The organism is Achromobacter sp., assembly GCF_049647645.1.
Taxonomy (GTDB): Bacteria; Pseudomonadota; Gammaproteobacteria; order Burkholderiales; family Burkholderiaceae_B; genus Achromobacter.
The window spans coordinates 1-25,174 of the sequence record NZ_JBARYB010000202.1 but is presented as its reverse complement, the minus strand read 5'-3'; the positions used below and the strand labels follow the sequence as shown (position 1 = coordinate 25,174).

25 protein-coding genes are annotated in these 25,174 nt (G+C 66.5%); 14 read left to right on the top strand and 11 right to left on the bottom strand.

The features are described from left to right. Position 1 precedes the first annotated feature (1 nt). Both WBB14_RS22810 and WBB14_RS22805 read right to left on the bottom strand, forming a co-directional pair. Positions 2 to 1,072: a glycerol dehydrogenase gene (locus WBB14_RS22810; protein ID WP_424241853.1), complete on the bottom strand. Its 1,071-nt coding sequence runs from the start codon at positions 1,070 to 1,072 to the stop codon at positions 2 to 4. A gap of 9 nt (positions 1,073 to 1,081) precedes the next feature. Next, on the bottom strand, positions 1,082 to 1,786 hold the full coding sequence (locus WBB14_RS22805) for a GntR family transcriptional regulator (RefSeq protein ID WP_042794640.1): 705 nt from the start codon (positions 1,784 to 1,786) through the stop codon (positions 1,082 to 1,084). A 128-nt stretch (positions 1,787 to 1,914) separates the two neighbouring features. Here WBB14_RS22805 and WBB14_RS22800 point away from each other — a divergent pair, with 128 nt between their 5' ends. From WBB14_RS22800 to WBB14_RS22785, 4 genes are read left to right on the top strand one after another with little or no spacing between them, the layout of a single operon-like run. Then, positions 1,915 to 2,772, top strand: coding sequence for a transketolase (locus WBB14_RS22800; protein ID WP_424241852.1), 858 nt, complete (start codon positions 1,915 to 1,917; stop codon positions 2,770 to 2,772). Further along, a complete protein-coding gene (locus WBB14_RS22795; protein WP_424241851.1) occupies positions 2,773 to 3,759 on the top strand; it encodes a transketolase family protein in 987 nt (328 codons plus the stop codon). Between the two features lie 15 nt (positions 3,760 to 3,774). Next, positions 3,775 to 4,596, top strand: coding sequence for a shikimate dehydrogenase family protein (locus WBB14_RS22790; protein ID WP_424241850.1), 822 nt, complete (start codon positions 3,775 to 3,777; stop codon positions 4,594 to 4,596). A 5-nt stretch (positions 4,597 to 4,601) separates the two neighbouring features. Then, positions 4,602 to 6,200, top strand: coding sequence for a GMC family oxidoreductase (locus WBB14_RS22785; protein ID WP_424241849.1), 1,599 nt, complete (start codon positions 4,602 to 4,604; stop codon positions 6,198 to 6,200). 58 nt (positions 6,201 to 6,258) lie between these two features. Here WBB14_RS22785 and WBB14_RS22780 read toward each other — a convergent pair whose 3' ends face one another. The 5 genes from WBB14_RS22780 to WBB14_RS22760 are packed head-to-tail and all read right to left on the bottom strand — an operon-like array spanning position 6,259 to position 11,057. After that, positions 6,259 to 7,272, bottom strand: coding sequence for a proline racemase family protein (locus WBB14_RS22780; RefSeq protein ID WP_013395467.1), 1,014 nt, complete (start codon positions 7,270 to 7,272; stop codon positions 6,259 to 6,261). Between the two features lie 37 nt (positions 7,273 to 7,309). Further along, positions 7,310 to 8,101, bottom strand: a complete 792-nt coding sequence (locus tag WBB14_RS22775) for an ABC transporter permease (RefSeq protein ID WP_013395466.1) — start codon at positions 8,099 to 8,101, stop codon at positions 7,310 to 7,312. Then, positions 8,098 to 8,946, bottom strand: a complete 849-nt coding sequence (locus tag WBB14_RS22770; RefSeq protein WP_424241848.1) for an ABC transporter permease — start codon at positions 8,944 to 8,946, stop codon at positions 8,098 to 8,100. The genes WBB14_RS22775 and WBB14_RS22770 overlap by 4 nt, the downstream gene beginning before the upstream one ends. Continuing rightward, a complete protein-coding gene (locus tag WBB14_RS22765) occupies positions 8,943 to 9,995 on the bottom strand; it encodes an ABC transporter ATP-binding protein (RefSeq protein WP_424241847.1) in 1,053 nt (350 codons plus the stop codon). Before WBB14_RS22765 ends, WBB14_RS22770 begins: the two co-directional genes overlap by 4 nt. A 9-nt stretch (positions 9,996 to 10,004) precedes the next feature. Continuing rightward, positions 10,005 to 11,057, bottom strand: a complete 1,053-nt coding sequence (locus tag WBB14_RS22760) for an ABC transporter substrate-binding protein (RefSeq protein ID WP_424241846.1) — start codon at positions 11,055 to 11,057, stop codon at positions 10,005 to 10,007. Between the two features lie 139 nt (positions 11,058 to 11,196). Here WBB14_RS22760 and WBB14_RS22755 point away from each other — a divergent pair, with 139 nt between their 5' ends. The 6 genes from WBB14_RS22755 (at position 11,197) to WBB14_RS22730 (ending at position 15,976) form a co-directional block, all read left to right on the top strand. Further along, positions 11,197 to 12,264, top strand: coding sequence for a GlxA family transcriptional regulator (locus WBB14_RS22755; RefSeq protein WP_424241845.1), 1,068 nt, complete (start codon positions 11,197 to 11,199; stop codon positions 12,262 to 12,264). 62 nt (positions 12,265 to 12,326) lie between these two features. After that, on the top strand, positions 12,327 to 13,037 hold the full coding sequence (locus tag WBB14_RS22750) for a glutathione S-transferase (protein WP_424241844.1): 711 nt from the start codon (positions 12,327 to 12,329) through the stop codon (positions 13,035 to 13,037). 182 nt (positions 13,038 to 13,219) lie between these two features. Next, positions 13,220 to 14,656, top strand: a complete 1,437-nt coding sequence (locus WBB14_RS22745) for a methyl-accepting chemotaxis protein (RefSeq protein ID WP_424241843.1) — start codon at positions 13,220 to 13,222, stop codon at positions 14,654 to 14,656. Between the two features lie 105 nt (positions 14,657 to 14,761). Then, entirely contained in the window at positions 14,762 to 14,986 is a 225-nt protein-coding gene (locus tag WBB14_RS22740; protein WP_424241842.1) for a DUF1653 domain-containing protein, read from the top strand. A gap of 4 nt (positions 14,987 to 14,990) precedes the next feature. Continuing rightward, positions 14,991 to 15,608 carry a 3'-5' exonuclease gene (locus WBB14_RS22735; protein ID WP_424241841.1) on the top strand — a complete coding sequence of 206 codons (618 nt, stop codon included), beginning with the start codon at positions 14,991 to 14,993 and terminating at the stop codon, positions 15,606 to 15,608. An 8-nt stretch (positions 15,609 to 15,616) separates the two neighbouring features. Further along, a complete protein-coding gene (locus WBB14_RS22730; RefSeq protein WP_424241840.1) occupies positions 15,617 to 15,976 on the top strand; it encodes a nucleotide pyrophosphohydrolase in 360 nt (119 codons plus the stop codon). Between the two features lie 30 nt (positions 15,977 to 16,006). Here WBB14_RS22730 and WBB14_RS22725 read toward each other — a convergent pair whose 3' ends face one another. Beyond that, the gene (locus tag WBB14_RS22725) at positions 16,007 to 16,297 is read right to left on the bottom strand and encodes an antibiotic biosynthesis monooxygenase family protein (RefSeq protein ID WP_013395456.1); all 291 of its coding nucleotides are present in this window, start codon (positions 16,295 to 16,297) and stop codon (positions 16,007 to 16,009) included. A 455-nt stretch (positions 16,298 to 16,752) separates the two neighbouring features. On the opposite strand from WBB14_RS22725, the gene WBB14_RS22720 reads away from it, so the two are divergent. Together WBB14_RS22720 and WBB14_RS22715 are read left to right on the top strand one after the other, a co-directional pair. Next, positions 16,753 to 17,220, top strand: coding sequence for a hypothetical protein (locus WBB14_RS22720; protein ID WP_424241839.1), 468 nt, complete (start codon positions 16,753 to 16,755; stop codon positions 17,218 to 17,220). Between the two features lie 44 nt (positions 17,221 to 17,264). Continuing rightward, on the top strand, positions 17,265 to 17,933 hold the full coding sequence (locus tag WBB14_RS22715; RefSeq protein ID WP_424241838.1) for a hypothetical protein: 669 nt from the start codon (positions 17,265 to 17,267) through the stop codon (positions 17,931 to 17,933). A 57-nt stretch (positions 17,934 to 17,990) separates the two neighbouring features. On the opposite strand, the gene WBB14_RS22710 is transcribed toward WBB14_RS22715, so the two are convergent. Both WBB14_RS22710 and WBB14_RS22705 read right to left on the bottom strand, forming a co-directional pair. Continuing rightward, entirely contained in the window at positions 17,991 to 20,399 is a 2,409-nt protein-coding gene (locus WBB14_RS22710; RefSeq protein WP_424241837.1) for a DUF3772 domain-containing protein, read from the bottom strand. A 232-nt stretch (positions 20,400 to 20,631) separates the two neighbouring features. Next, positions 20,632 to 21,552: a LysR family transcriptional regulator gene (locus WBB14_RS22705; protein WP_424241836.1), complete on the bottom strand. Its 921-nt coding sequence runs from the start codon at positions 21,550 to 21,552 to the stop codon at positions 20,632 to 20,634. A gap of 241 nt (positions 21,553 to 21,793) precedes the next feature. Between WBB14_RS22705 and WBB14_RS22700 the strand changes: the two genes are divergently transcribed. Further along, positions 21,794 to 23,311: an acetyl-CoA hydrolase/transferase family protein gene (locus WBB14_RS22700; RefSeq protein WP_424241835.1), complete on the top strand. Its 1,518-nt coding sequence runs from the start codon at positions 21,794 to 21,796 to the stop codon at positions 23,309 to 23,311. A gap of 134 nt (positions 23,312 to 23,445) precedes the next feature. Here WBB14_RS22700 and WBB14_RS22695 read toward each other — a convergent pair whose 3' ends face one another. Further along, a complete protein-coding gene (locus tag WBB14_RS22695; RefSeq protein WP_424241834.1) occupies positions 23,446 to 24,390 on the bottom strand; it encodes a LysR substrate-binding domain-containing protein in 945 nt (314 codons plus the stop codon). A gap of 121 nt (positions 24,391 to 24,511) precedes the next feature. Between WBB14_RS22695 and WBB14_RS22690 the strand changes: the two genes are divergently transcribed. Next, positions 24,512 to 24,817 carry a hypothetical protein gene (locus WBB14_RS22690; protein ID WP_424241833.1) on the top strand — a complete coding sequence of 102 codons (306 nt, stop codon included), beginning with the start codon at positions 24,512 to 24,514 and terminating at the stop codon, positions 24,815 to 24,817. The last annotated feature ends 357 nt before the right edge of the window (positions 24,818 to 25,174 follow it).

Here is a 25,174-nt window from a genome sequence, read left to right as displayed (position 1 = left end):
GTCAGGCGTGGCGTCGCAGCGCGGCGGCCAGGGTGTCCGTGTCCAGCGCGCGGTCGAAGTTGGCGGCGTGGCGGGCCTTCAGGCTCAGCTCCGCAGCCAGCTTCAATTCCGCGTCGGACGGCACGGCGGCCGCGCCCAGTTCGCGCAAGGTGGTGGGCAGGCCCACCTGGGCATACCAGCGGCTCAGCTCGGCCAGCATGCCGTCCGTCCGGTTTTCCAGGTCCAGCTGCACCAGCAGGCCGACAGCGACCTGCAGGCCATGCGGGGCGGCGGCCACGCCGCTGATCTTGGGCAGGCCGCGCGTCAGCGCGTGGGCAATGGACAGGCCGCCGCTTTCAAAACCGAGGCCGCTCATGAGGATCATCGCTTCCACCACGCGTTCGAACGCCGGCGTGGGCTGGCCGCTGCCGGCAACCGCGGCGGCCGCCGCGCCGTCGGCCAGCAGGGTGCGCAGGCAGCCGTCGGCGATGAACTGGGCGGTAAGGGGCGGCGCGCCGTCATACATGTTCCTGCCGCCGTTGCGGGCGCACTGCTCGGCCTCGAACTTCTTCGAGACCGCGTCGCCCAGGCCGGCACGGAAGAAATGCGCCGGCGCGGTGGCGATGACGGCCGTGTCCACCAGCACGAGGGTGGGGTTGAACAGCATGTGTTCCACCGCCAGGAGATTGTGATGGGCGTCGTACAGGACGTAGTTCTTGCTGGTCGGCGCGTCGTTGGAGGCAACGGTGGGCACGGTGATGAGGTGGCAGTGCGAGGACTTGGCCACCGCCTTGCCGGCATCCAGCGATTTGCCGCCGCCCACTGCGATCACCATGTCGATGCCGGCTGGCGCGGCCTGCGCGCGCAATTGCGTGATCGCCGCGGGCGTCAGGTCGCCTTCGACGATCAGCGGCGTAAGCGATACCTGCTGCGCCGCGCACAATGCTTCGATTCTTGGCCCCAGCACGCCATGCACATAGCTGTCGATGACCAGGGCAGCGCGGCGGCCGAACAGGGCGGCGTACTGTCCCAGGGTGTCCAGGGCGCCGGCGCCCTGGATATAGCGGCAGGGCGCACCAAAAATCTTCAGCATGGGTTGTTCCTATTTGCGGGCAGCGGGAGGGCGGTAGTCGAGTTCCTTTTCGCGCTCGACCAGCCAGTCGATCATGATCTTGCCGCCCCAGACCAGATCGGCCTGGATGGCTTGCCTGGCGGCTTCGGAGTCGCGCGCTTCCAGGGCTTCCAGCACGGCCTCGTGGCGGTGCTCGTTCTGCGAGTAGTCCAGGCCCGAGGTCTTGACGTGGAAGACCTTGAGGATGGGGCCGGTAATCACCCAGAACGATTCCACCGTGGCGCGCAGGATGGGCTTGTTGCTGGCTTCCAGGATGGCGAAGTGGAACTTGCGGTTCAGGTAGCTGGCGCGCTTGGGATCGCTGGAAGTGCAGGAGATGAAGTCCCTCTGCAGGGCGATCAGGTTGTCCAGCTGCTTGCGCGTGATGTGTTGGGCGGCCTCGGCCGCGCCCATGCCTTCCAGGTGGAAACGGATCTGCTGGATTTCGCGCAGCTTTTCCGAATTGACGTAAGGCACGTAGACCGCGGTGGCCGCCTGCATTTCCAGGCCCTGCTCGCTGATCAGCCGGAAGATCGCTTCGCGCACGGGCGTGATGGAGACGCCCATTTCCTGGGCCAGTTCGCCAATGATCAGGCGTTCGCCGGGTTCGTACTGCCCGTTGATCAGGGCATTGCGGATTTCGTTGTAGACCCTGACGGAGAGGTTCTCTTTCTTTACCGGTTTGAGGCTGGACATGACAGGGCTCAGGCTTGCTGTATTGATGGGGGCGGGTGGATTCGGGATGAATTCTATCCCGCCATGGCAAATTCGAGCGCGATGGGTATATTATATATCATATATCCTAACAGCGAAAAGGAAGCGCCATGAGGAGTGACTGGGAGGCCCCTACGGAAGGGGAGGTCGGGATGCTGCGGGAAAAGGCCCGCCACATCCGGCTGGAGACCATCAGGCTGATCGAAATTGCCAAGGTCGGACACTACAGCTCGGTGTTCTCGTGCGCGGAAATCTTCGCCGCGCTGTACTACGACGTGATGCGCCTGCGTCCGGGCGAACCGCAGTGGCCCGACCGCGACCGCTTCCTGATGGGCAAGGGCCATGCCGCCGTGGGCCTCTTTCCGGTGCTGGCCGACCACGGCTTCATAGACCGCGAACTGCTGGACGGCTACACCCGCCTGGGCAGTCCGCTGGGCGACCATCCCGACATGAGCAAGGTGCCGGGCGTGGATTTCAGCTCGGGCTCGATCGGCCATGCGCTGTCCAATGGCGCGGGCATGGCGGTGGGCGGGCGCATGAGCGGACGCGACTTCAACGTGTTCGTGCTGCTGGGCGACGGCGAGATGCAGGAAGGCCAGGTCTGGGAGGCCGCGCTGTTCGCCGCGCACAACCGCCTGTCGCGCCTGGTCGCCATTGTCGACCGCAATGGCTATCAGCTGGACGGCAAGGTCGATGAGGTCATGGGCGTGGAGTCGCTGAAGGAAAAATGGCAGGCCTTCGGCTGGGACGTGCACGAGGTCGACGGCCACAACCTGGCGGAGCTGAGCGCCTTGCTGCGCCGCCTGCGCGCGGATGAGGCGCGCGCCAAGCCGGCCTGCGTGATCGCGAAGACCATCAAGGGCAAAGGCGTGTCCTATATGGAAACGGAGCCGGGCTGGCATCTTGGCTACCTGGCGCCGCAGGATGCGCAAAGCGCCGTTGAAGAAATCCTTTCCCGCGAGATCTGAATGGCACAGGCACAAGTCCTCTCTCCCGACTCCTGGCAATACCGCGCCCTGAACGCGGTGAACCCCGGGCTGTCCTATCTTTCCGACGCGCTGATTGAACTGGCGCAGGCGGGACACCCCGTCGTGGCAGGCTCGGCCGACCTGCAGTATTCCAACGGCCTGAACCGCTATGCGCAGGCCTATCCCGATCGCTACATCCAGTTCGGCATTTCCGAGCAGAACATGGTGTCGGCCGCCGCCGGGCTGGCGACCACGGGCATGATGCCTTTCGTCGCGACCTTCGCATCCTTCCTGGGCCTCTTGTGCTGCGAACAGATCCGCATGGACGTGGCCTACACCAAACTGCCGGTTCGCCTTATCGGCCACCACACCGGCATCAGCCTGGGCTTTTACGGCACCTCGCACCATGCCACCGAAGACATTTCGACGATGCGGGCGCTCGCCGGCCTGACGGTGGTCTCGCCCGCCGACGGCCCGCAACTGGCATCCGCCATCAAGGCCTCAGTGGATTGGCCCGAGCCGATCTACTTCCGCATCGGCCGCGGCCGCGACCCGCAGGTCTATGAAGACGGCACGCCTTTCGAATTCGGCCGCGCCATCGTCCATTCCAGCGGCTCGGACCTGAACATCATCGCCTGCGGCATCACCGTGCACGCGGCCCTGGCCGCGGCCGAGCAACTGCGCGGCGAGGGCCTGTCGGTGGGCGTGATCGACATGCCCACCATCAAGCCCCTGGACCGCGATGCCGTGCTGGCCGCGGCGGGCAGATCCCGCCAATTGATGACGGTGGAAGAGCACAACGTGCTGGGCGGGCTGGGTTCGGCCGTGGCCGAGGTCCTGGCGGACGCGGGCACGGGCACGCGCCTGCGCCGCCACGGCATCTACGACGAGTACAGCCTGATCGCGCCACCCACCACCCTGTACGCGCACTACAAACTGGACGCCGCCGGCATCGCCGAGGTTGCGCGCGCCACGCTCCAGCCCTGAGACACGGAGACGAGAATGAAGGAAATCACCGGAACCACGCGCCTGTTCGGCATCCTGGCCGATCCCATCCACCATGTGAAGACGCCGCAGCGCATGAACGAGCATTTCGCCGCCATCGGGTTCGACGGCGTGTGCGTGCCGTTCCACGCCCGGCCGGACAACCTGGCGGAAGTGGTCGCCGGCCTGCGACGGCTGGAAAACCTGGGCGGCGTCATCGTCACCGTGCCGCACAAGACCGCCATCCTGGACCTGGTGGACGACGCCACGCCCGTGGCGCGCAAGATCGGCGCGGCCAACGTGGTGCGGCGCGAGGCCGACGGCAAGCTGGTGGCGCACATGCTGGACGGCGAAGGCTTCGTGCGCGGCTTGCAGAGCGCCGGCGTGTCGCCCGAAGGCAAGAGCGCCTACCTGGCGGGCGCGGGCGGCGCGGCCAATGCCATCGGCTTCGCGCTGGTGCAGGCCGGCGTGTCGCGCCTGACCATCGCCAACCGCACGACGGCCAAGGCCGAAGACCTCAAGGCGCGCATCCTGTCGCTGCATCCCGGTGCCCGGATCGACGTGGGCACGCCCGACCCGTCGGGGCATGACCTGGTGGTCAACGGCACCTCGCTGGGCATGAAGCCGGAGGATGCGTTGCCGCTGGACGCCAGCCGCCTGACGCCGGATCAACTGGTCTGCGAAGTCATCATGCAGCCCAAGGACACCGCCTTGCTGCTGGCGGCGCAGGCCCGCGGCTGCAAGGTGCACTACGGCGCGCCGATGCTGGCCTGCCAGATCGAACTGATGGCGCAGATGCTGGGCGTGGCGGCGGACAAGCAGGCCGGCACAGGACGCTGACCCGTATGAGCGACTACGACTTCATCATTGCCGGGGGCGGCACGGCGGGCTGCATCCTGGCCAACCGCCTGAGCGCCGACGGCAAGTACCGCGTGCTGATGCTGGAGGCCGGCCACGAAGCCCGCAGCATGTGGATCTCCATCCCGGCGGGATTTTCCAAGCTGCTGGTGAACCCGGAATACAACTGGCGCTTCGCCACCGAGCCGGAAGACAACGTCCATGGCCGCATCATCGCCGTGCCGCGCGGCAAGGGTTTGGGCGGCTCGACCCTGATCAACGGCATGATCTACGTCCGCGGCCAGCCGCGGGACTACGACGGCTGGGAGGCGGCCGGCGCCACCGGCTGGGGCTACAGCCAGGCCGAGCGCGTCTTCCGCAAGATCGAATGCTACGAACCCGGCGATGGCAGCCGCGGCAAGAACGGTCCCATGCACTTGGAAGAGGTGGCCGAACGCTTTCCCATCGCGGATGCATTCTTGCGGGCGGCGCAGGAAGACGGGCAGCCCTTGAACCCGGATTACAACGGCGGCAGCCAGGAAGGCGTGGGCTACTACCAGGTGCTGCAGCACCGGGGCAGGCGCTGGAGCGTGGTGGACGGCTATCTGAAACCCGCCACGGGCCGCAAGAACCTCAGCGTGGAGTGCGGCGCGCACGTGACGCGGCTGGTGTTCGAGGGCAAGCGCTGCGTGGGCGTGACCTACCGCAAGAACGGGCAGGAGCACATCGTGCGCGCGCGGCGCGAGACGCTGCTGTGCATGGGGGCGGTGCAGTCGCCGCAGCTGCTGGAGCTGTCCGGCATCGGCAACCCGGCCTTGCTGCAATCGTTCGGCATTACGCCGGTGCTGGCGCAGCCGCAGGTGGGGGAGAACTACATCGACCACTTTGCCACGCGCATGAACTGGCGGGTGCAGGGCACCGTGACGCTGAACGAGATGTCGCGCGGCTGGCGCCTGGCGCAGCAGGTGGCGCGCTACTACGCCAGCCACAAGGGCATCCTGACCCTGGGCACGGGGCTGGCGCACGGCTTCGTGAAAAGCGCGCCGGACCTGCCCGCGCCCGATGTGCAGTACTTCTTCGTGCACGCCAGCTACGCCAACGCCGCCGAACGCATCCTGGACCGGCAACCGGGCATGACGATAGGCGTGGCGCAGCTGCGGCCCGAATCGGTCGGATCCATCCACATCAAGTCGGCCGACCCGCAGGCCGGCCCCGCGATCCGCCCCAACTTCCTGTCGGCCCAGGTGGACCGCGACAGCCTGGTGGGCGGCATGCAGGTGGCCAGGCGCATTGTCGGCCAGCCGGCCATGCAGCGCTACGTGGAATCCGAGATCAGCCCCGGCGTGGCGGTGGACAGTTACGACGAATGGCTGGACTTCGCGCGGCGCAACGGCCAGACCATCTACCACCCCATCGGCACCTGCCGCATGGGCTCGGACCCCGCCGCCGTCACCGACGTGCGCCTGCGCCTGAACGGCCTGTCCGGCCTGCGCGTGGTGGATGCTTCTGTGATGCCGAAGATGGTCTCCGGCAACACCCAGGCCGCCGTCATGATGGTGGCCGAGCGCGGCGCGGAGATGATTCTGGAGGATGCGGCGCGGACGTAACCGCGCTCGCCATCGAGAAAGGCGCGCGGGGCCAATCGGCCTCACGCGCCTTTTCACTTCAGCGGATGAGGAATCCGGCGCCCACAGGGTCGTTCTTGTCGATCACCCAACGCGCCGTTCCCAGAATGCTGGCCGTGCCCTTGACCGTGGGACGCACGGCGCGGGTGCCGTTCAGGTCCACCTCGCCCAGCAGGCAGCCCTCGAACACGCCGCTGCCCAGCAGGCCTTCCGACTTGATCGGCTGGTTCAAGCCCATCTTGCCGCGCGCCTCGAACATGGCCATCATCGCGCTGGTGCCGGTGCCGCCGGGCGAACGGTCCAATTGGCCGGCGCTGAACACATGCACGTTCTTGTAGAACGCGCCCTCGATGGTCGGCTGGTGCCAGAAGGTGATGAAGTTCAGGTTGTTGATGTGCGCCTCGGTCGGATGCTGGATGCGTTGGCGGGCATTGAGCTGGTCGCGCACGATCAGGCCCATGCGCGACAGTTCCGTGCCGTTGTCCGGCGAGATACGCAGATCGCAGCCGGACAGGTCCACGATGCCGAAGTAATTGCCGCCCCAGACGATGTCGGCCGACAGCTTGCCGTAGCCGGGTAGTTCCACCGGGATGTCCTGCGCGGCCACATAGGCGGGCACGTTCTCGAATCGCGTCCACAGCACGTTGTCGCCTTCGGACGCCACTTCCGACACCACCAGGCCGGCGGTGGTTTCAAAGCGGATCTTGGTGATGCCGTCCTTGCCGCGCGGCACCAGGCCGTGGGCCACCATGGCCATGCTGACCGCGATGGTGCCGTGGCCGCACATGTGCGAATACTCGGTGCCGTCGATATAGATCAGGCCTGCGTCGAACTCGGGGCTGGACGGGGGCGTGAGGAACACGCCGAACATGTCCTTGTGGCCGCGCGGCTCGCGCATCAGCGCCTTGCGCAGCCAGTCGTAGTTCTGCTCCAGAAAGGCGCGCTTCTCCAGGATGGTGGAGCCGGCGGGGTAGGGGATGCCGCTGTGCACGATGCACAGGGGCTCGCCTTCGGTATGGGTATAGATGACATCGAACGCGTCTTGCTTGCGCATGACTGTGACTCCAGACAATTAAGGTAGGGAAGAAAGGTTATTTGCCGCGTTCGGACAGCATGTCCAGCCCGACGGTCAAATCCAGGATGACGATGGCGATCACCGCAACCACGATCGTGGCGCCCGATACGGCTGCGATGGTCGGATCTATCGTGTATTGCACGTAGTTGAAGAGCTTCACGGGGATGGTGTTGAGGTCCGCCGTGGTGTTGAAAATGGACAGCTCCACGTTGATCCACGAAGAGATGAAGGCGAAGATCGAACCGGTCACGATGCCCGGCCGGATCTGCGGCAGCACCACCAGGAAGAAGGTGGTCCAGGGATTCGCGCCCAGGTCCGCCGAGGCTTCCTCCAGCGCGCGCTGCTCCGGCGTCAGCAAGGTCAGCGTGGACCGCAGCACGAAGGGCGCGATGATGACGATGTGCCCGATCAGCAACGACAGGAAGCTGCGCGTCAGGCCGAAGTACGCGCCGTACTGCAACAGCGCCGCGCCCAGCACGATGTGGGGCAGCACCAGCGGCGACATCAGCACCGAGGTCAGCGCAGCCTTGCCCGGAAACTCGTAGCGCGCCACCGCCAGCGCGGCGGGCACCGTCAGCAGCACGGCGGCGGCCGTGGCGGCCAGGGCCAGCACCGTGCTGGTCGTGAACGCGGCGACATAGCCGGCTTCGATCAGCAGGGTGCGGTACCAGTCCAGCGTAAAGCCCTTGGGCGGAAACGCCAGGTAAGGCGTGGCCGTGAACGAGGAACCCAGGATCACCACCAGCGGCAGGGCCAGGTAGGCCAGCACGCCCAGGGCGATCAGGCGGATCAGGTTGCGGGCGATCATCGCGCGGCTCCCGGCAGGACGGCGGCGCGGTTGGCGAGCGCCACCAGGATCAAGGTGAACACCAGCAGCACCATGCTCAGCGCGCCGCCGTAATGGAAGTCGAACACCGTGCTGTATTGCTGGAATATCAGCATCGACAACACCGACACGCGCCCGCCCGACAGCAGGGCCGGCGTGACGTAGGCGCTGACGGCCAGGGTGAAGACCATGATGGCGCCGGAGACCACGCCGGGCAGGGTCAGCGGCCAGGTGATGTGGAAGAAGGTCGCCGCCGGACTGGCGCCCAGGTCGGCCGACGCGTGCTCGCAGGCCGGATCGACCCGCGCCAGCGCATTGCCCACCGCCAGCACCACGAAGGGCAGCAGCACGTAGACCATGCCGATCAGAATGCCCAGTTCGGTGCCGATGAAGCGCACCGGTCGGTCGGCGGCGCCCACGCCCACCAGGGCCTGGTTGACCAGGCCGTTGCGGCCCAGCAGCACCATCCAGCCGAAGGCGCGCACGATATTGCTGGTGAACAGCGGCACCACCAGCAGGATCACGCAGAAGCGCCGCCAGGCCTGCCAGCGCACCACGCGCACCAAGTACCAGGCCAGCGGGTAGCCCAGGATCACGCAGACGACCGTGGTGAAGAACGCCAGCCGAAACGTCACCAGGATCACGTCCCAGTGGTACTGGTCGCCCAGCACGCGCAGGTATTGCTGCGGGGTGAGGCTCAGGCCGTCGGGCCCGCCGGTGATGCTGGCCAGCGCCACCACCGCCAGCGGCGCCAGGAAGAACGCCGCGAAGAACAGCACGGGAGCCGCCAGCAGCAGGCAGGGCGAACGCCAGGCGCGCGTGCTCATGGCTGTTCACCGATCAGGTGCAGGTGTTCCGGCGCGAATGCCAGGCGCGCCGCGGCGCCCGGGCCCAGGCCGGATGGCGCGATGCCGCCGTGGCGCGCCACCAGGACCTGTCCGCCGATGTCCACGTGGATCATGCAGTGGCTGCCCACGTTGATGACGTCGGTGACCGTGCCGGTCAGGGCCGTGGCCGTCGATGCATCGGCCAGGCGCAAGTCCTCGGGCCGCAGCACGGCGACGCCGCGCGCGGGCGCGGTCTTGCCCGGCAGCGGCACGCGCAGCCCCTGGGCATCCATCAGCAGCGCGTCGCCGTCGATGGCCGTGAACGGTATGAAGTTGGCGTCGCCGATGAACTCGGCGACGAAGCGGGTGGCAGGGTGCCGGTAGATGTCGGTTCCGCCGCCTACCTGCTCGATCTTGCCGGCATGCATGACGACCACCCGGTCGGCCATGGTCATGGCTTCTTCCTGGTCGTGCGTGACGAAGATGAAGGCGATGCCCAGCTTGGCCTGTAGATGCTTGAGTTCCAGCTGCATGCGCTTGCGCAGTTTCAGGTCCAGCGCCGACAGCGGTTCGTCCAGCAGCAGCAGCTTGGGTTGGTTCACGATGGCGCGCGCCAGCGCCACGCGCTGCTGCTGGCCGCCGGACATTTCGCGGGGATAGCGCGGGCCGAAGTCCGCCAGGCCCACCATGTCCAGCGCGGCGCGCGCGCGCCCGGCCGCCTCCTGCCGCGACGCGCCCTGGCGCCGCGGACCATAGGCCACGTTTTCCAGCACGCTCATGTGCGGGAACAACGCGTAGTTCTGGAACACGGTATTCAGCGGCCTGTGGTGTGCGGCCAGACGGCTGATGTCCTGGCCTTCGATCAGGATGCGGCCCGATTCGGGCCTGAGGAATCCGGCGATCGAGCGCAGCAGGGTGGTCTTGCCGCAACCGCTGGGACCGAGCAGGGCCACGAATTCCCCCTGCTGGACCTCCAGGTCGATGCGGTCCAGCGCCTGGTAGGCGCCAAAGCGCATCGACACGCCTTCGATGGTGAGCAAAGCGGACATGTTCTATCCCTAGCGCTTGCGGGCAACCTGGCGGTTCCAGGCGTCCGTGACCTCGGCGCGGCGGCTGTTGATGAGGTTCCAGTCGAACAGGCTCAGGTTCTTGACCGAGCCGTCCGCGCCCCAGGGCAGCTTGCGGGCCACGTCCTTGGACACCTGCACGTCCTTGACGGCGGGCCCCAGGTACAGGCGTGTGGCCAGGCAGGCGGCGGCATCCGGCGTGAGCGCGGTGTCGATGAACTTCTGCGCGGCGGTCTTGTTCGGCGCGTTCTTCACCAGATGCAGGCGCGCATCCGTGGCCCAGGCGCCTTCCTTGGGCACCGCGAAGCCGATGGGCAGGCCCTTGTCGATCAGGTCCCAGGCGCCCACGTTGAAATGCGCGCCGATGATGGCCTCGCCGCTCTGGTAGGCATTGGTGGCCGCGCCCGAACTGTCGAAGAACAGGGCCGTGTCCAGCGAGGCCAGCTTGGCGTACAACGGCGCCAGATTGGACGGGTCGACGGAGAACACCCGCGCCAGGAAGAAGATGAACGGCACACCCGACGAGTTCGCTGGCGACGGAATGGCGACGGCGCCCGCGTACTCGGGCTTCCACAGGTCCTTCCAGCTGGTGGGGGGCTGCGGCACTTCCTTGGTGTTGTAGGCGATGCCCAGCGAGTAGTAGCCGGTGCTGACCGCGTAGGCGCCATCGCCGTTGCGGTACACGCCCTGGTCGATGACGTTCTTCAGGTTGGGAATGCCGGCGGGATCGAGCGCGTCCAGCACGCCCGCTTCGGCGGCCAGTTCGCTGATGCCGCCGTCCATCCAGGCCACGTCTATCGTGGGCGCGCCTTTCTGTTGCTGCAGCTTGGCCAGCGTGGTGGTGGACGTGCCCACTTCCGGCACCACGGCCACGCCGGTCGCCTTGGTGTAGGGCTCGGCCACGCAGGCGCGGAACGCGTCGCCCCAGTTGCCGCCGTACCAGGCGACGGTGATCTTCTGCTGCTGGGCCAGCGCCTGGCCTGCGAGCAGCAGGCCGGTTCCCAGCAAGGCGGCGCGGATCGCGCTGCGGGTGAGTGTTGCCATGTCGGATTCCCCTTGTCGATTTATCGGCCCGTTGCGGCGGCGCCGGCGGGCGCGGCAGGACGGTGCCATAGATGCATCTTGGGCGATCCCCGGGAAAACCAGCTTGAAGGCGCGGGACAAAAACTTGAATAATTGCGACATGGAAACCGCCACACCCGCCGCGGCGCCGTCTTTCTCCTATGACGACGAGTTCAGCGGCCTGCCCCAGGGGAAACCCGCACTGACCGTAGGCATCGTGCTGCTGGACCAGTTCACGCTGGCCGCCTTTGCCGGATTGGTGGACGTGTTGCGGCTGGCGGGCGACCACGGCGGACGCAGCCGCCAGATCCATACCGCCTGGCGCGTCATGAGCTGGGACGGCAAGCCGCGCTGTTGCAGCGCCGGCCTGACCATAGAGGTGGCCCACGGTCTGCCCGAAGACCCGACGCAGTTCGACTATGTGGCGGTATGCGGTGGCAACGACTATTTCAACGGCCGCCTGCCCGAGCCCCTGCGCGACTGGCTGCGGCTGGCGGCGGCGCAGCGCGTGCGGCTGCTGGGCATATGCACCGGCACTTTCGCGCTGGCGCAGGCGGATGTCATCGGGCCGCGCACGGTTTGCGTGCACTGGAACGTGCTGGACACCTTCCGCGAGCGCTTTCCACAGGCCCGCGCAGTGGTGGACCGGTTGTTCGTGGATGAGGGCGACCTGATTTCCTGCGCCGGCTCCACGGCGGCCATCGATCTGGCGCTTTACCTGGTGGCCCGGCATTGCGGGCGCGACAAGGCGCAGCAGGCCATGCGGCACATGATGCTGCAAGGTGTCCGGCCGGGGCGCGTGCCGCAGGCCCACTTCCACACGGACCTGTCGGGCATCCAGGACCTGCGCGTGCGCCAGGCCGCGCACTTCATCGAGCAGCGCATCGACAGCCCGCCGCCGCTGGACGCGATCGCGCGCTACGTCGGGGTGGGACGCAGGCAGCTGGAGCGCGCGTTCCGCCTGGCCACGGGCATGTCGCCGATGGCATTCCAGCGGCAGTTGCGGCTGGAGTACGGCAGTTGGCTGCTGCTGAACAATCCCAGCAGCATTACGCAGATCGCGCTGGATTGCGGGTTTGCGGACGGCGCGCATTTCTCGCGCGATTTCCGCGCGCATTTCGGCCAGTCGCCGCGGCAGTATCAGCAGGCGGCGGATCGCGACAGCGGCGTCAGCGTGTTTCCCGCCTAGGGCCTGTGCACGGCTCGTTCCGGAGCAGGCGGGTCCTGGGCTTGTCAACGGAAGGAGACGACATGACCTATGACCTTTGGTATTGGGACGGCATCCCCGGCCGCGGCGAATTCGTGCGCCTGGCCCTGGAGGCCGGCGGCATCTCCTATCGCGAATGCGCGCGCGAACCGGGCGCGGACGAAGGCACGCTGGTTGCGGACTTGAGCTCGGCGCGCAAGCATCCGCCGTTTGCGCCGCCCTATCTGATCGCGGGCAAGATGACGCTGGCGCAAACCGCCAATATCCTGCTGTTCCTCGGCGAAAAGCATGGCTTGGCGCCGGATTCGCTGGAAGGGCGGTTGTGGGTGAACCAGCTGCAGCTCACCATCGCCGACATGGTGTCCGAAGCGCACGACACGCATCATCCGATCTCCGCCAGCGAATACTACGAAGATCAGAAAGTCGAGGCCGCGCGCCGCGCGCGCAATTTCCGCGCAGAGCGCATGCCCAAGTTCCTGCAGTACTTCGAACGCGTGCTGGGCGGCGAGCAGGCATGGCTGGCGGGCGGCAAGCGCTGGAGCTATGTGGACCTGTCCTTGTTCCACCTGGTCGATGGCCTGCTCTTCGCCTTCCCCAAGCGCATGGCCACCCTGGCCGTGCGCTATCCCAACGTCATGGCGCTGCATGCGCGCGTGACGTCGCTGCCGGAATTGCAGCCCTACTTCGAAAGCGGCAGACGCCTGCCTTTCGGGGAAGGGATCTTTCGCCAATATCGCGAATTGGACGCCGCTTGAGTCGGGATAAACCCTGGTGTTGCGGAATACCGATATTTTTGAACAGTCTCTTGAAAATCTTGAGACCTGCTCATTTTTAAGATTAAATTTTTGCAAATTGTTATAAAAATATATCCATTTGTCTCGCGGCAGATAGGTCGAACGGCATCAGGCCACCCACACCCTGGGTAGGAGACGTCACGATGAAATGGATTACCCTCAGCCAACTGTTGCGCACCGATCGCGGCATGCAGAAGGCGGACATGCTCGGGCAGATTGCAGCGATCAACAACGCCCAGGCCGTCATCGAGTTCGATCTGGACGGCCACGTCCTGGCGGCGAACCCGAACTTCCTGCACACCATGGGCTATGCGCTGGACGAGATCGCGGGGCAGCACCACCGCATGTTCGTCGACCCGGCAGCGCGTGCATCGGCCGCCTATGCGGAATTCTGGAACCGCCTGCGGCAGGGCGGCCGTGATGCCGGGCGCTATCGCCGGATCCGCAAGGACGGCAGCGACGTCTGGCTGGAAGCCTCCTACAACCCGATCTTCGACCGCCACGGCAGGCTGGCCAAAGTGGTCAAGTACGCCGTGGACATCACCGCGCAACAGCAGCGGCAGGCGGACGTGGAAGGCCAGCTGGCGGCGATCTCCAAGGTGCAGGCGATCATCGAGTTCGAACTCGACGGCACCATCGTCCGCGCCAACGACCTGTTCCTGGCCGCCGTGGGCTACCGCGCGGACGAGATCCAGGGACGGCACCACAGCATGTTCGTTCCACCGGAAGAGGCGCACGGCCAGGCGTACAAGGAATTCTGGCGCAGGCTGCGCAATGGCGAGCACGACACCGGGCAGTATCTGCGCATAGGCAAGGGCGGCCGCCAGGTCTGGATCGAAGCCAGCTACAACCCGATCTTCGACGCCGAAGGCCGCCCGGTGAAGGTCGTCAAGTACGCCACCGACATCACGCGGCGCTTTACCGCCGCCCAGACCCTGCGCGTTGCGGTCCAGGGCCTGACCGAAAACGCCGAGCGCGCGGGCCAGGCCAATACGTTGGCGCTGGACGCCTGTCGCGTGGCCGAGCAAGGCGGCCATACGGTGCAGGAAGTGGTGCTGACGATGGGTGGCATCACCCAGAGTTCGCGGCGCATCTCGGAAATCATCGGGGTGATGGACGGCATCGCCTTCCAGACCAATATCCTGGCGCTGAATGCCGCGGTGGAGGCGGCGCGCGCCGGCTCGCACGGCAAGGGCTTCGCCGTGGTGGCGGCCGAGGTCCGCAGCCTGGCGCAGAACAGCGCGGCAGCGGCCAAGGAAATCAAGGACCTGATCACGTCCTCGGTGCAGCAGGTCGAGAGCGGGGCGCGCCAGGTCCAGTCGGCCGGCACGACCATGGACGACATCGTCGCGTCGTCGCGCCGCGTGACCGAAATCATGGCGGAGGTGGTGGAGGTGTCGCTGGCCCAGTCGGCCAAGCTCGGCGAGGTCACCGAAGACATCACTCAGCGGACCGGCGAGCCTGCGCGCGGTGCGCTGCAGGCCCCGGCGGTCAGGCAGGTCGCGCCGGCTCTGCGGGCCCGGCCAGCCGCCAATGCGCCGCTGCAACCCCAGGCCGAGCGGCAGTACGTGCGCTACTGAGCCGGCGCTGCCGGCCCGATGCGCTATAAAGACGGTATTGATCTGAACCCGCAGGCCCGGGCAGGAGCCATTCCGCCCGGGCCGCGCCATTTGCGGCTACCGTCCATGACCGAATCCGAAGCACTGGCTCTCGCCTCGCACCGCCATTACAAGGGCGGCCTCTACCTCTATGTGGGCACCGCCCGCCACTCCGAAACCGAGGAGTCCCTGGTCGTCTACGAACACCTTTGGCCGCACGAGCGCGGCCTGTGGGTGCGGCCGGCAGACATGTTCTTCGGCCAGTTGCCCGATGGCGCGCCGCGCTTCGCGCCCTTGCGGCCGACGGAGTAAGGCCGTGACTTACTTCTATCGCCGGCCGCGCGCAGGCGGCGCCTCTCCTGTCCGGGCCGCGGGCGGCAAGGCGGGCGCGGAGGCCTTGGCCGCGGCGCTGCAGGCATTGCGCGGCCCTTTCATCGTGGCCGACCTGGAAACCACCGGCCTGTCCACGGCGACCTGCGAGATCCTGGAGTTCGCGGCGGTCCGCGTGGGCGAGGCCGGGGCGCTGGAGCGCGAGTACACGCAAGTCGTGCGTACCCGCGGCCCGGTGCCGTCCTTCATCAGCCGCCTGACCGGCATCACGCAGGCGGAAGTCGACCGCGATGGCGTGCCGGTGGTGCAGGCGTTTTCCTCCTTCCTCGATTTCGTGGAAGACCTGCCGGTGTTTTTTCACAATGCGTCGTTCGACCGGCGCTTTCTGGGCGCGGCGGCGGATCAAACCGGCATGCCGTTCGCCAACTCCACCCATTGCACCCTGGCGCTGGCGCGGCGCGCATGGCCGGAGCTGCCTTCGCACAAGCTGGACATCCTGGCGCGCCACGTGGGCGCCTCCAATCCCACCCACCGCGCGCTGGCCGACGTGCGCACGACCGTGGCCGTGGCGCTGGCGGCGGGTTCCCGCCTGGCTTCCGCCTAGGAGTTTCGATGTCCGACCTGGAACAGATCCGGCTCGCGGTGCGCCGGTTTACGGAAGAGCGGGATTGGCAGCCGTTTCATACGCCCAAGAACCTGGCGATGGCCCTGGCCGGCGAGGCGGGCGAGTTGGTGTCCCTGTTCCAATGGTTGACCGAGGCCGAGTCGCGCGCCATGCCGCCCGAAAAATTGGCGGACGCGGCGGATGAGATCGCCGATGTGCAGATGTACCTGGTGGCCCTGGCCGATCAGCTCGGCATCGATATCGCCGCTGCGGTCGCGGGCAAGATGGTCAAGAATGCGCGGAAGTATCCGGCGGATCGTTTTCGCGGCAGCGCGCGCAAGTACGACGATCCGCCCGAACAGTCCTGACGCGCGCGCGGCGTCGCCAGGCTGGCCGCGTCAGATCACTTTTTGCTCGTGATGCACCTGGGGCGGCTCGACGAAGAAGCCCGCCACCAGCTTGCGCCATTCCTGGAAATCGCCGGATTCGCGGAAGTCCACCATGTGGTTTTCTACGGTTTCCCAGTCCACCACCAGCGTGTAGCGCTGCGGCTGCTCGATGCTGCGGTACAGCTCCATGCCGTGGCAGCCGCGGGCCCGCAAGAACAGCGGCTTCGCTTGCGCGACGCCTGCCTCGAACAGCGCTTCCTGTCCTTCGCGGACATGGATGCTGGCAATCTCCTGGATCATGGTCTGGTCTCCAAACAGATGAGGCCGGGTAGCGCCCGGCTGGCCGCCGTAGTATCGCTGAAATTTCCGGGCCGGGCGCGCAGCGGGCCGCCGCCGCTTCGGTTGTGCGCGCTAGGGAACTCGCCCGAGGCGGCCTGTCTCCTTGCCATCCATAAAGTTGAATACCTGCGCCCGCGCCGCGCATCCGGCGGGTTTGCCCTCGTCCATACGCACGGGGAACGCGCAAGATTGCCGCAAATCTGGCCGATTGTTTTACAGCCCGGCGTCGTCCATCGGGACCCGGTCGCCCGTTTAGCCGATATCGACTTGCCTAGGACGGCGCAATCATTCCGTACCAATACGAAAGTCCCACGCCTTTCGTCATTGTCCAGGCGTGGCGCTGTGCGGTAACGGTCCGCGCCGGTCGGTCGCCGGTAATCATGAATCCGTGCTTGCACGGAGCAGGAGGAGCTGAAATGAAAAAGCTCGCAGCAGTCGCCGCGTTGTCCTTGTTCGCCGCATCGGCCTATGCCTCGGACCCTGGAGGATCAATTACGGGCCACGCCGGCGCAATCAATGGCACCGCGTCGTCCATCTCCACGGGCAGTTCCGTGGCCGCCACCCAGATCAACGGCTACGGCTCTTCCAGCCAGGTGTCGTTCGGCATGACGGGCGGGGTCTCCGAAGTGGGCGGCACCTTCAGCCGCGATGGCACGCAAGTCGTCACCAGCACGCGTCAGTACGCCAATAGCGACTCGTACGGCCACGTGTCGGGCAATGCGCCCATCATGGTGGGCGACAGCATCGCCAATGGCGGCGCCACGTTTGCGAAGACGGATACCAGCGCGTCGGCGACGGGTTCGTTCCATGCCGTGAATGTGGGCGCGTTTGGGTCGATACACGGCATAGGCCCGGTGGGCGGTGTCGGCGGATTCAATCACTGACCCAATTATCCGGACGGCCTCGGCCGTCCGGGCGAGGGGACATCATGAAGACTATAGTGCTTGCCATTTCCCTGTCGCTGGCGGCGTTTTCCGCCGGCGCCCAGACCAGCAGTTCCAATGCGTCGACATCGGCGTCGTCGGGATCGACCAACGCCGGCAACAATCAGGGCATCACGCTCAACTCCAACAACAGCGGGTCCAGCACGCTGCGCAGCGTGCCGCCCCTGGGCGGACAGAGTTTCTACGGTTCGTTCTCGTCCGACAGCTGCATGGTTTCGGCGGGTGGGGGCGGCGCCGTGGTCGGCTTCGGCTTGAATGTGGCGATTCCGATCGAGGACCAGAAGTGCAGCCTGCGCCGCAACTTCGAGCGGACCATGCAGGCGGCCGCCTCGACCAGGGACGCGGACCGTTCGCGCCGCCTGGAGACTGCGGCCATCGACATCCTGTGCCAGACCGACGACCGCACCAAGGCGGCGCTGGTGGCGCAGGGACTGTGCACCAATCCTGCCTTGACGACCGCGGATCATCGCTTCGACGGCAACGCGGTGGCGCAGGTGGCGCCTTCGGGGCCGGTCCTGGCCGACCGTCCCGCGCCGCCGCAACCTCCGACGCCCGAGGCGCAGGCCTATCCGGTGCGCAGCGTGCAGAGCGCGGCGCTGGCAGCGCCGCCCTTGCGCAACCGGACTTATACCGAGCTGTATACGCCGGGCTGAAGCAGGAGTCCTGCTGGTCCCGGGCGGGGCGGGACGGCGGCAGGATGCTTGGGGATGCTAGGACTGGACGGGCGGCGCAACGGCGAGGGGAGCCGCTGCCGGCTGCGGGGCTGAAGCCAGCAGCATGGTGGGCGGCGACGACACCTCCAGGCCGGCGTCATGCAGGCGCTTGAGCAAGGTGAACAGCAAGGCGCTGCGTACGCCGTAGGCCGTGCGCGGCGACGAGACGTAACCCTTGGCATTGAAGACCAGGTTGCCGCCCTCGATGCCGTCCAGGAAAACGTTCGGCGCTGGCGTGTCCAGCACGTCGTCGTGATCCGCGAAAGCCTGCAGGATCAATTCACGCACCTGTTCGGCGTCGGTGGACAGCGGCAAAGGCAGCTTGATCTGCACCAGCCCCAGCGGGTTCGAACGGGTCACGTTGCGCACGGTCTTGGTGACGAACTCCGAGTTCGGCACGATCACCGTGGAGCGGTCCCCCATCTGGATTTCCGTGGCGCGGACGTTGATGCGCAGGATGTCGCCTTCGACGCCGCCCAGGGATACCCAGTCTCCCACCTTCACGGGGCGCTCGGCCAGCAGGATCAGGCCGGACACGAAGTTCTGCACCACCGCCTGCAAGCCAAAGCCGATACCCACGGACAGCGCGCTCGCGATCCACGCCACGCGTTCCAGCCCGAAGCCGGCGGCCGACAGCGCCAGCGCCACCGCCGTCACGAAACCGGCATAGCCGAACAGCGTGGCGGCCGACAACTGCATGCCCGGATCCAGCTCGGTGGTCGGCAGGTAGCGGTTGGACAGCCAGCGCTTGAGCATTTTCACGGCCAGCAGCGACAGCGCCAGCACCAGCAGCGCCTGCAGGACCGCGCCCGGGCGGATCTGGGCTTCGCCGATGGCAAGTCCCTTGCGCAGCTGGTCGAAGCGCTGCAACAGGTCCATCGGCGCTTCGCCGAAGGGCGCCAGCAGCAGGATCACGGCCAGCAGGCCGACCGCCACGCGGCCCATCCCCGACAGCAGCACGGCGGCCTGGTCGCGCATGCTGGGCGCTTCGTGCTCGCCGCCATCGCGGTGCGAGGTGCCCAGCAGCGTGCTGAAGCCGTCCTCGATCAGCGTGGACAGCAGATACGCCGAGGCCAGCACGATCAGCACCCACAGCACCTGCTTGACCATGAAGCTGCCGAATGCCACGTAGCCGGCCAGCAGGCTGGCCAGGCTCAGGATCAACACCGTCCAGACCGAGGTCAGCAGCAGCGACACCCAGAATGGAATCGGCGTCTCGCTTTCCTGCATGGCCTGGCGCCGCAGCCGGCGGCTGATGGCCAGCACCGCGCCTATCGTCGCCATGGTCAGCACGGCGACGATGCCGGTCAGCGTGATGGTGGTGGTCAGGCTGGCGTTCAGCAGTACCGGCAGGCGTTCGGCCAGCCAGATCATCACCACCAGCACGCCCAGCACGCCGGGCAGCCAGCGCAGCCGCGCCGCCACGGCATCGCTGATGGGAGGCAGCCGCCACGACGGCCGGTTCGCGGACAGGAGCGCATAGCCCAGGCCGGACACGTAGCCGCCGAAACAGACGGTCGCCACCAGGTTCGCGAGCAGCGACGAGGTGTTGTCGCTCAGTTGCGAATCCCAATCCAGGCCGATGTGGATCAACAGCGCGATGACGCCCGGCGTGGCCACGGCCAGCACCAGATGCGTGACCGCAAGAAAGGAACGGCGCAGGCGTCCCGGCGGCACGCGCGTGGCGGTTATCCGTAGCAGGACCCGGCCGATGGCGACGCGCAAGGCGATCGTCAGCGCGATCGCGGCGCCCAGCAGCAGCCAGCCCCATTTCGGCGTCTGGCCGACCGCGGTCGAGAGGTCGTCGCGCAGGGCTTCCAGGCGTTCCAGGTCGCGCGGGAACTCCTCGCGGAACTCGGTCCAGAATTGGCCGGACAGGAAGGAATCGCGCCGCTCGCCCAGGCGTGCCTGGAACTGCTTGCGCCGCTGCGCCGAGATCTGCTCCGCGGTTTGTCCCGCGTCCACCGACAGCAGCCTGGCCAGCTTGATCTGCGCGTCGAGCGCGCGGCTGTTCTTATCCAGCTGCATGCGTTGCGCGGCGACGTCGGAGGCTTCCTTGACGCCTTCGGGCGGGGTGCCCAGTTCGCTCAGCCGGGCCGTTACGCTGGCCAGCTGAGGCGTCAGGGCCTCGGCGGCGGCGTCCGCCTTGGACTGGATGTCCAGCGCATCGCCGCGTTGTTTCACCAGAGTGGCGTCGTCGGTCTCGTCGGCGACGCGCTTGCGGATGTCATCGATCTGCTTGCGCGCGGCTGCCAGCGTCGCCTCGGTGTCGGCCGGGGTGGGCGGCGCCGCGGCGTGGGCCGGCAGCAGGAAAAGCGCAAGCAGCAGCGCCGCCATCAGCGCCGCGAAAGCGGGGTAGCGGGCGCGGCGGGTCCGCGCGGGTAGGGTAGGGAAAGTCTGTTTCATGTTCTTGGGCGAGTGGCTCGCATCGAGGCGGGAGCATAGCAAGCCGCCGCCTCGGCCGTTGCAACAAAAACGAGCGCTATGGCCCTATTTTTCTCGGTGCATTGGGCGTCGGGAATGACAGCGTGGGCCGGGGGGAGAAACAGGGTCGGATAGGCAGCGGGACGCCGCTGCCGGTTCTCACGGACGTCGGCTTCCGCAAAGCCTATTTACGAGGCCAACGTTTGGATTCAACTCAGGCGGAGGGGGCGCCGCGCGGCGTGCGCTTTTTCGGCTTGCCGAGCACGGCATCGCACACCTCCAGCCAGGCGCGGGCGGCATACGACAGATAGCCGGACTGCTGCCAGATATGGCCGACGTCCCACTGCATGCCCGACTTGGCCAGCTTTGCCGTGCTCAGGCCGCGGGTCTTCATGCGCTGCATCAGGGGTTCGGGCAGCAGCGCAACGCCCAGGTCCGCGGAGGCCATCGCCACCAGGAAATTCCAGTGCGCGCTCTGGGCGGCGATGCGCGGTTGAAAGCCGGCATCGGCAAAAGCCTGCCGCAAGCGGCGGGTCATGGCGAAGTCGTCCGTGGGGATCAGCAGCCGCGTCTCGCGCAGGGCGGTGAGCGGCAGCGAGGTCTTGCCGGCCCAGGACGCATCGGGCGGGCCTATCACCCAGATCGGATAGCTGCCGAAGGGCTGGGTGGCCAGCCCGCTGTCCGGCGCGATCGGCAAGACGGTCGCGCCCACTTCCAGTTCGCCGCTGGCGACCAGTCCCTCCACGGCCTGGCCGGTGCCTTCGCGCAGGGTCAGGTGGATGCCGGGATGCAGTTCGCGGAAGCGCTTGACCACAGGCGTGAACAGCAGATTGATCATGGGCGGGATGCCCACCTCCAGCGCGCCGCGGTGCAGGTCCGCCGTCTGGCGCAGTTCTTCGGATAGTTGGCGCATCGTTTCCAGCACCTGCAGGCCGCGCTGGTACATGACCCGGCCCGTGTCGGTGGGGCGGGCCGTGTGGCCGTCGCGGATCAGCAGCGGCGTGCCGGCCTCTTCTTCCAGCTGGCGGATCATCTTGCTCACCGTCGACTGCGTCACGAACAGCGTCTTGGCCGCCTGTGTGAAGCTGGCATGCCTGACGGTTTCGACGAAGTACCGCAACGCGCGCACGTCCATGGACCGGAATTCCCTAGCGCGATGCGCGCAAAAACATTCAAACGATGAAAAAAGCGACTTATCTGGATGATTTTAAGTCATTACGAGATTTGGGCCCGCCTTCCTATACTGCCCAAAATTCGTTCCCGGACCGCTTCGAGTCGGCCCTGGAACCTCGGGAAACGCCGCGTCAGACGGCGCCTGGGCGCAAGGCGGCAACGCCGCGCCCCGCCGCACGTAGGCCCTTGAATCTGGAGACACCATGCATCTCGACCGTATCCGCCACCCTGGGCTGCGCGCCAAGATCACTTCCGCCGATCAGGCGGCTTTGCTGGTTCAGGACGGCATGACCGTCGGAATGAGCGGCTTCACCCGCGCGGGCGACTGTAAGTCGGTGCCGGCGGCGCTGGCGGCCCGCGCCGAGCGCGAACCCCTCTCCATTACCCTGATCACCGGCGCGTCGCTGGGCCACGACACGGACAAGATGCTGGCGCAAGCCAACGCGCTTGCGCGCCGCATGCCGTTCCAGGTCGACACGACCTTGCGCCGCAAGATCAACCAGGGCGAAATCGCCTTCATCGACCAGCACCTGTCCGAAACCGTCGAACAGTTGCGCGCCGGCCATATCGGCCCCATCAACGTGGCCATCATCGAAGCCGCCGCCATTACCGAGACCGGCGCCATCGTGCCGACCATGTCGGTGGGCAACTCGGCCTCCTTCGCGCAGCAGGCGGACGCGATCATCATTGAACTCAACATGGGCGTGCCCGCAGCCATCGAGGGCCTGCACGATATCTACGTGCCCGAAGCCCGTCCGGCGCGCCAGCCGATCGGCATGGTTTCCCCGGACCAGCGCATCGGCCAGTCCTGCATCGAAGTCGACCCGGCCAAGATTGCCGCCATTGTCATCACGCAGGAACCGGACAGCCCGTCCAACGCTCTGCCGCCCGACGAGGAAACCAATGCGATCGCCGGCCATATCAACGCCTTCCTGCGCGCCGAGGTCGACGCCGGCCGCCTGACCAATGAATTGCTGCCGCTGCAGGCTGGCATCGGCACCATCGCCAACGCGGTGCTGCATGGCTTCGAGTCGTCGAGCTTCGAGAACCTGACGATGTATTCCGAGGTGCTGCAGGACAGCGCCATCGAACTGCTGGACCAGGGCAAGCTCGCGTTCGCCTCGGCCTCCTCGATCACCGTGTCCAAGCCAGTCTACGAAAAGATCCTGGCCAATATGGAGCACTATCGCGAGCGCATCGTGCTGCGTCCGCAAGAGATCAGCAATGCGCCCGAGATCGTGCGCCGCCTGGGCATCATCGCCATCAACACGGCCCTGGAATTCGATCTCTACGGCAACGTGAACTCCACGCATGTAGGCGGCACGCACATGATGAACGGGATCGGCGGCTCTGGCGACTTCGCCCGTAACGCGCACCTGGCGATCTTCGTGTCCAAGTCCATGGCCAAGAACGGCGACATCTCCAGCGTGGTGCCCATGGTGTCCCATGTGGACCATACCGAGCATGACGTGGACGTGCTGGTCACCGAGTGCGGCCTCGCGGACCTGCGCGGCCTGGCGCCCCGCGAACGCGCGCGAGTGGTGATCCAGAACTGTGTGCATCCGTCGTACCGCGACGCCTTGCAGGATTATTTCGACCGGGCTTGCGAGCGCGGCGGCCAGACGCCGCATCTGCTGGAGGAAGCGTACTCCTGGCACCAGCGCTTCAATGAAACCGATACGATGCGGCCGGCCAAGCCGGCTGCGCGCAAGGTGGCCTGAAATCCGCGGTCACGTGCGACTGCTGCCGCCGCCGCGGCGCCTGCCGGGCCATTCGTGCTTAGCGTATCCCGGCTTGCGGATCATGGTTTCCGCTGGCGCCGCGATTTGGTAGAGGTAAGGCAGCAGATGCTGCTTTACCTTTTTTTTGCCTGCTGTTTCTTGCCAGCGCCGGACTTGGGAGCGCTCAGGTTCTCGCGCGACATCTCCAGCTCGTCGCGCAGCCATTGCTTCAGCTCGACCAGCGGCGCCCAGTCGCGCAGGCTGGGCCGGTAGACCAGGTGATACGTCTGCGCTTGTTCATACTCGATGCTGATGGGGGATATCTGCACCAGCCGGCCCGAACACAGCGCGTCCGCGGCCAGCAATTGCCGCCCCAGGGTAATGCCCAATCCTTGCTCGGCGGCCTGCATCATCATGCCGGCATCGTTGAAGGAGGCCACCGGCGTGATCGGCGTGCTCAGTCCCGCGGCGTTGAACCAGGTTTGCCAGAGCTCGCGTTCGCCGAGCAAAGGTTGGCGCGCCAGCGTCTGCGGTGAATTGTCGGGGAGCGCCGCCGCGGTTTCCGGCGACGCCAGGACTATCAAGGGCAGGGGCGTGTCGAACAAGGGTTCCGACTCCACGCCCGCCCAGGGGCCGCGGCCAAAACGCAGCGCCGCGTGAAAGCCGTCGCGCAGCAGATCCACCACTTGCTGTGAAGTTTCGATCTCCAGCGTCAGGCCGGGATTGCGCGTGCGCCACCGCGCCATGCGCGGCAACAGCCAGCGCTGCGCGAAGGACGGCAGCACGGACACGCGCAAGCGCTGCTCGCTGCCCGAGGCTGCGGCCGACGCCGCCAGCGTTCCTTCGTCCAGTAGCGCCATCGCGCCTTGCACACTGCACAAAAGCGCGGCGCCTGCCGAATTCAGGACGATGCCCCGGCCGCTGCGCTCGAACAGGGGAAAGCCCAGCTGGGTTTCCAGCACCTTGATTTGCTGACTGACGGCGCTGTGGGTCAGGTGCAACCGTTCGGCCGCGGCGCGCAGATTCTGCAGTTCGGCCACGGCGCGGAAGGCGGGGAGGGTACTGAGCGGCAGGCGCATGGCTAAGGAGAGAGATGGAGATTGGTCATCATAGCTTACCGATATCCCCAAAACAATTCGATTTTCAGCAGGATATTGGGCGATTACGCTTACCAAAGTGCATAAATACCTGGAGCCCGTCATGTCTGCACAGCTTTGCACCCCGTCTTCCCCGAACCTGGTCGCCGCCTCCTGGGACCGTCAACAATGTACGGCCGTGCCGGTCACGGCTCCGCCCGCCGAGCCGGCGGCGCCCCGCCTTGGACTCTTCGCCGTGCTTGCGGCGGCTTTTCGCAAGCGCCGCAACGAAGCGCGGCTGCGTCATCTGGCCGCCGACCTGGATGAGCACATGCTGCAGGATCTGGGCGCTCCCAGCTGGCTGATGAACGAAGCCGCAGTCAAGCGCGACCTGGCGCGGCTACGCGACGTGGACTATCTCCGCTGGTAGGTGGGCCTGCGCCCGTGATGGGCGGCTCGCGGTTCCTTCTCTTCCCGTCGCGGCTCCGGCCTCTATATATAGGGGCCGGGGCCGCATGCTTTCCAGGGGAACGGTGTCTTGTCCGCTACTTATATATAGGCGGCACCGCGTGGCAAAAAAAGGCAGGCGTCTGAATCGCAGCGGATCATGGGCGCGCCAAGAACAAATTTTTGGCCGCGCTTCATGACAGGCGGAAAACTTGTGCTATAGTCTCGCTCCTTCGCAGTTCAGACAGTTTTGAACCGCGAAGCCAAGCAAGCACAACAGGTCGGGCAAGAGGATTCGAGCCAGGTCTGCCGCAAAGCTTCAGAAATGAACGCAGCGCGG

What these genes read in the sequence shown, in the direction of transcription:
- WBB14_RS22780 (WP_013395467.1), bottom strand. Translation starts at nt 7,272, where the DNA reads ATGCGCAAGCAAGACGCGTTCGATGTCATCTATACCCATACCGAAGGC.
- WBB14_RS22750 (WP_424241844.1), top strand. Translation starts at nt 12,327, where the DNA reads ATGACCTATGACCTTTGGTATTGGGACGGCATCCCCGGCCGCGGCGAA.
- WBB14_RS22785 (WP_424241849.1), top strand. Translation starts at nt 4,602, where the DNA reads ATGAGCGACTACGACTTCATCATTGCCGGGGGCGGCACGGCGGGCTGC.
- WBB14_RS22765 (WP_424241847.1), bottom strand. Translation starts at nt 9,995, where the DNA reads ATGTCCGCTTTGCTCACCATCGAAGGCGTGTCGATGCGCTTTGGCGCC.
- WBB14_RS22695 (WP_424241834.1), bottom strand. Translation starts at nt 24,390, where the DNA reads ATGCGCCTGCCGCTCAGTACCCTCCCCGCCTTCCGCGCCGTGGCCGAA.
- WBB14_RS22760 (WP_424241846.1), bottom strand. Translation starts at nt 11,057, where the DNA reads ATGGCAACACTCACCCGCAGCGCGATCCGCGCCGCCTTGCTGGGAACC.
- WBB14_RS22775 (WP_013395466.1), bottom strand. Translation starts at nt 8,101, where the DNA reads ATGATCGCCCGCAACCTGATCCGCCTGATCGCCCTGGGCGTGCTGGCC.
- WBB14_RS22790 (WP_424241850.1), top strand. Translation starts at nt 3,775, where the DNA reads ATGAAGGAAATCACCGGAACCACGCGCCTGTTCGGCATCCTGGCCGAT.
- WBB14_RS22710 (WP_424241837.1), bottom strand. Translation starts at nt 20,399, where the DNA reads ATGAAACAGACTTTCCCTACCCTACCCGCGCGGACCCGCCGCGCCCGC.
- WBB14_RS22795 (WP_424241851.1), top strand. Translation starts at nt 2,773, where the DNA reads ATGGCACAGGCACAAGTCCTCTCTCCCGACTCCTGGCAATACCGCGCC.
- WBB14_RS22730 (WP_424241840.1), top strand. Translation starts at nt 15,617, where the DNA reads ATGTCCGACCTGGAACAGATCCGGCTCGCGGTGCGCCGGTTTACGGAA.
- WBB14_RS22715 (WP_424241838.1), top strand. Translation starts at nt 17,265, where the DNA reads ATGAAGACTATAGTGCTTGCCATTTCCCTGTCGCTGGCGGCGTTTTCC.
- WBB14_RS22770 (WP_424241848.1), bottom strand. Translation starts at nt 8,946, where the DNA reads ATGAGCACGCGCGCCTGGCGTTCGCCCTGCCTGCTGCTGGCGGCTCCC.
- WBB14_RS22720 (WP_424241839.1), top strand. Translation starts at nt 16,753, where the DNA reads ATGAAAAAGCTCGCAGCAGTCGCCGCGTTGTCCTTGTTCGCCGCATCG.
- WBB14_RS22700 (WP_424241835.1), top strand. Translation starts at nt 21,794, where the DNA reads ATGCATCTCGACCGTATCCGCCACCCTGGGCTGCGCGCCAAGATCACT.
- WBB14_RS22800 (WP_424241852.1), top strand. Translation starts at nt 1,915, where the DNA reads ATGAGGAGTGACTGGGAGGCCCCTACGGAAGGGGAGGTCGGGATGCTG.
- WBB14_RS22705 (WP_424241836.1), bottom strand. Translation starts at nt 21,552, where the DNA reads ATGGACGTGCGCGCGTTGCGGTACTTCGTCGAAACCGTCAGGCATGCC.
- WBB14_RS22740 (WP_424241842.1), top strand. Translation starts at nt 14,762, where the DNA reads ATGACCGAATCCGAAGCACTGGCTCTCGCCTCGCACCGCCATTACAAG.
- WBB14_RS22810 (WP_424241853.1), bottom strand. Translation starts at nt 1,072, where the DNA reads ATGCTGAAGATTTTTGGTGCGCCCTGCCGCTATATCCAGGGCGCCGGC.
- WBB14_RS22690 (WP_424241833.1), top strand. Translation starts at nt 24,512, where the DNA reads ATGTCTGCACAGCTTTGCACCCCGTCTTCCCCGAACCTGGTCGCCGCC.
- WBB14_RS22805 (WP_042794640.1), bottom strand. Translation starts at nt 1,786, where the DNA reads ATGTCCAGCCTCAAACCGGTAAAGAAAGAGAACCTCTCCGTCAGGGTC.
- WBB14_RS22755 (WP_424241845.1), top strand. Translation starts at nt 11,197, where the DNA reads ATGGAAACCGCCACACCCGCCGCGGCGCCGTCTTTCTCCTATGACGAC.
- WBB14_RS22745 (WP_424241843.1), top strand. Translation starts at nt 13,220, where the DNA reads ATGAAATGGATTACCCTCAGCCAACTGTTGCGCACCGATCGCGGCATG.
- WBB14_RS22725 (WP_013395456.1), bottom strand. Translation starts at nt 16,297, where the DNA reads ATGATCCAGGAGATTGCCAGCATCCATGTCCGCGAAGGACAGGAAGCG.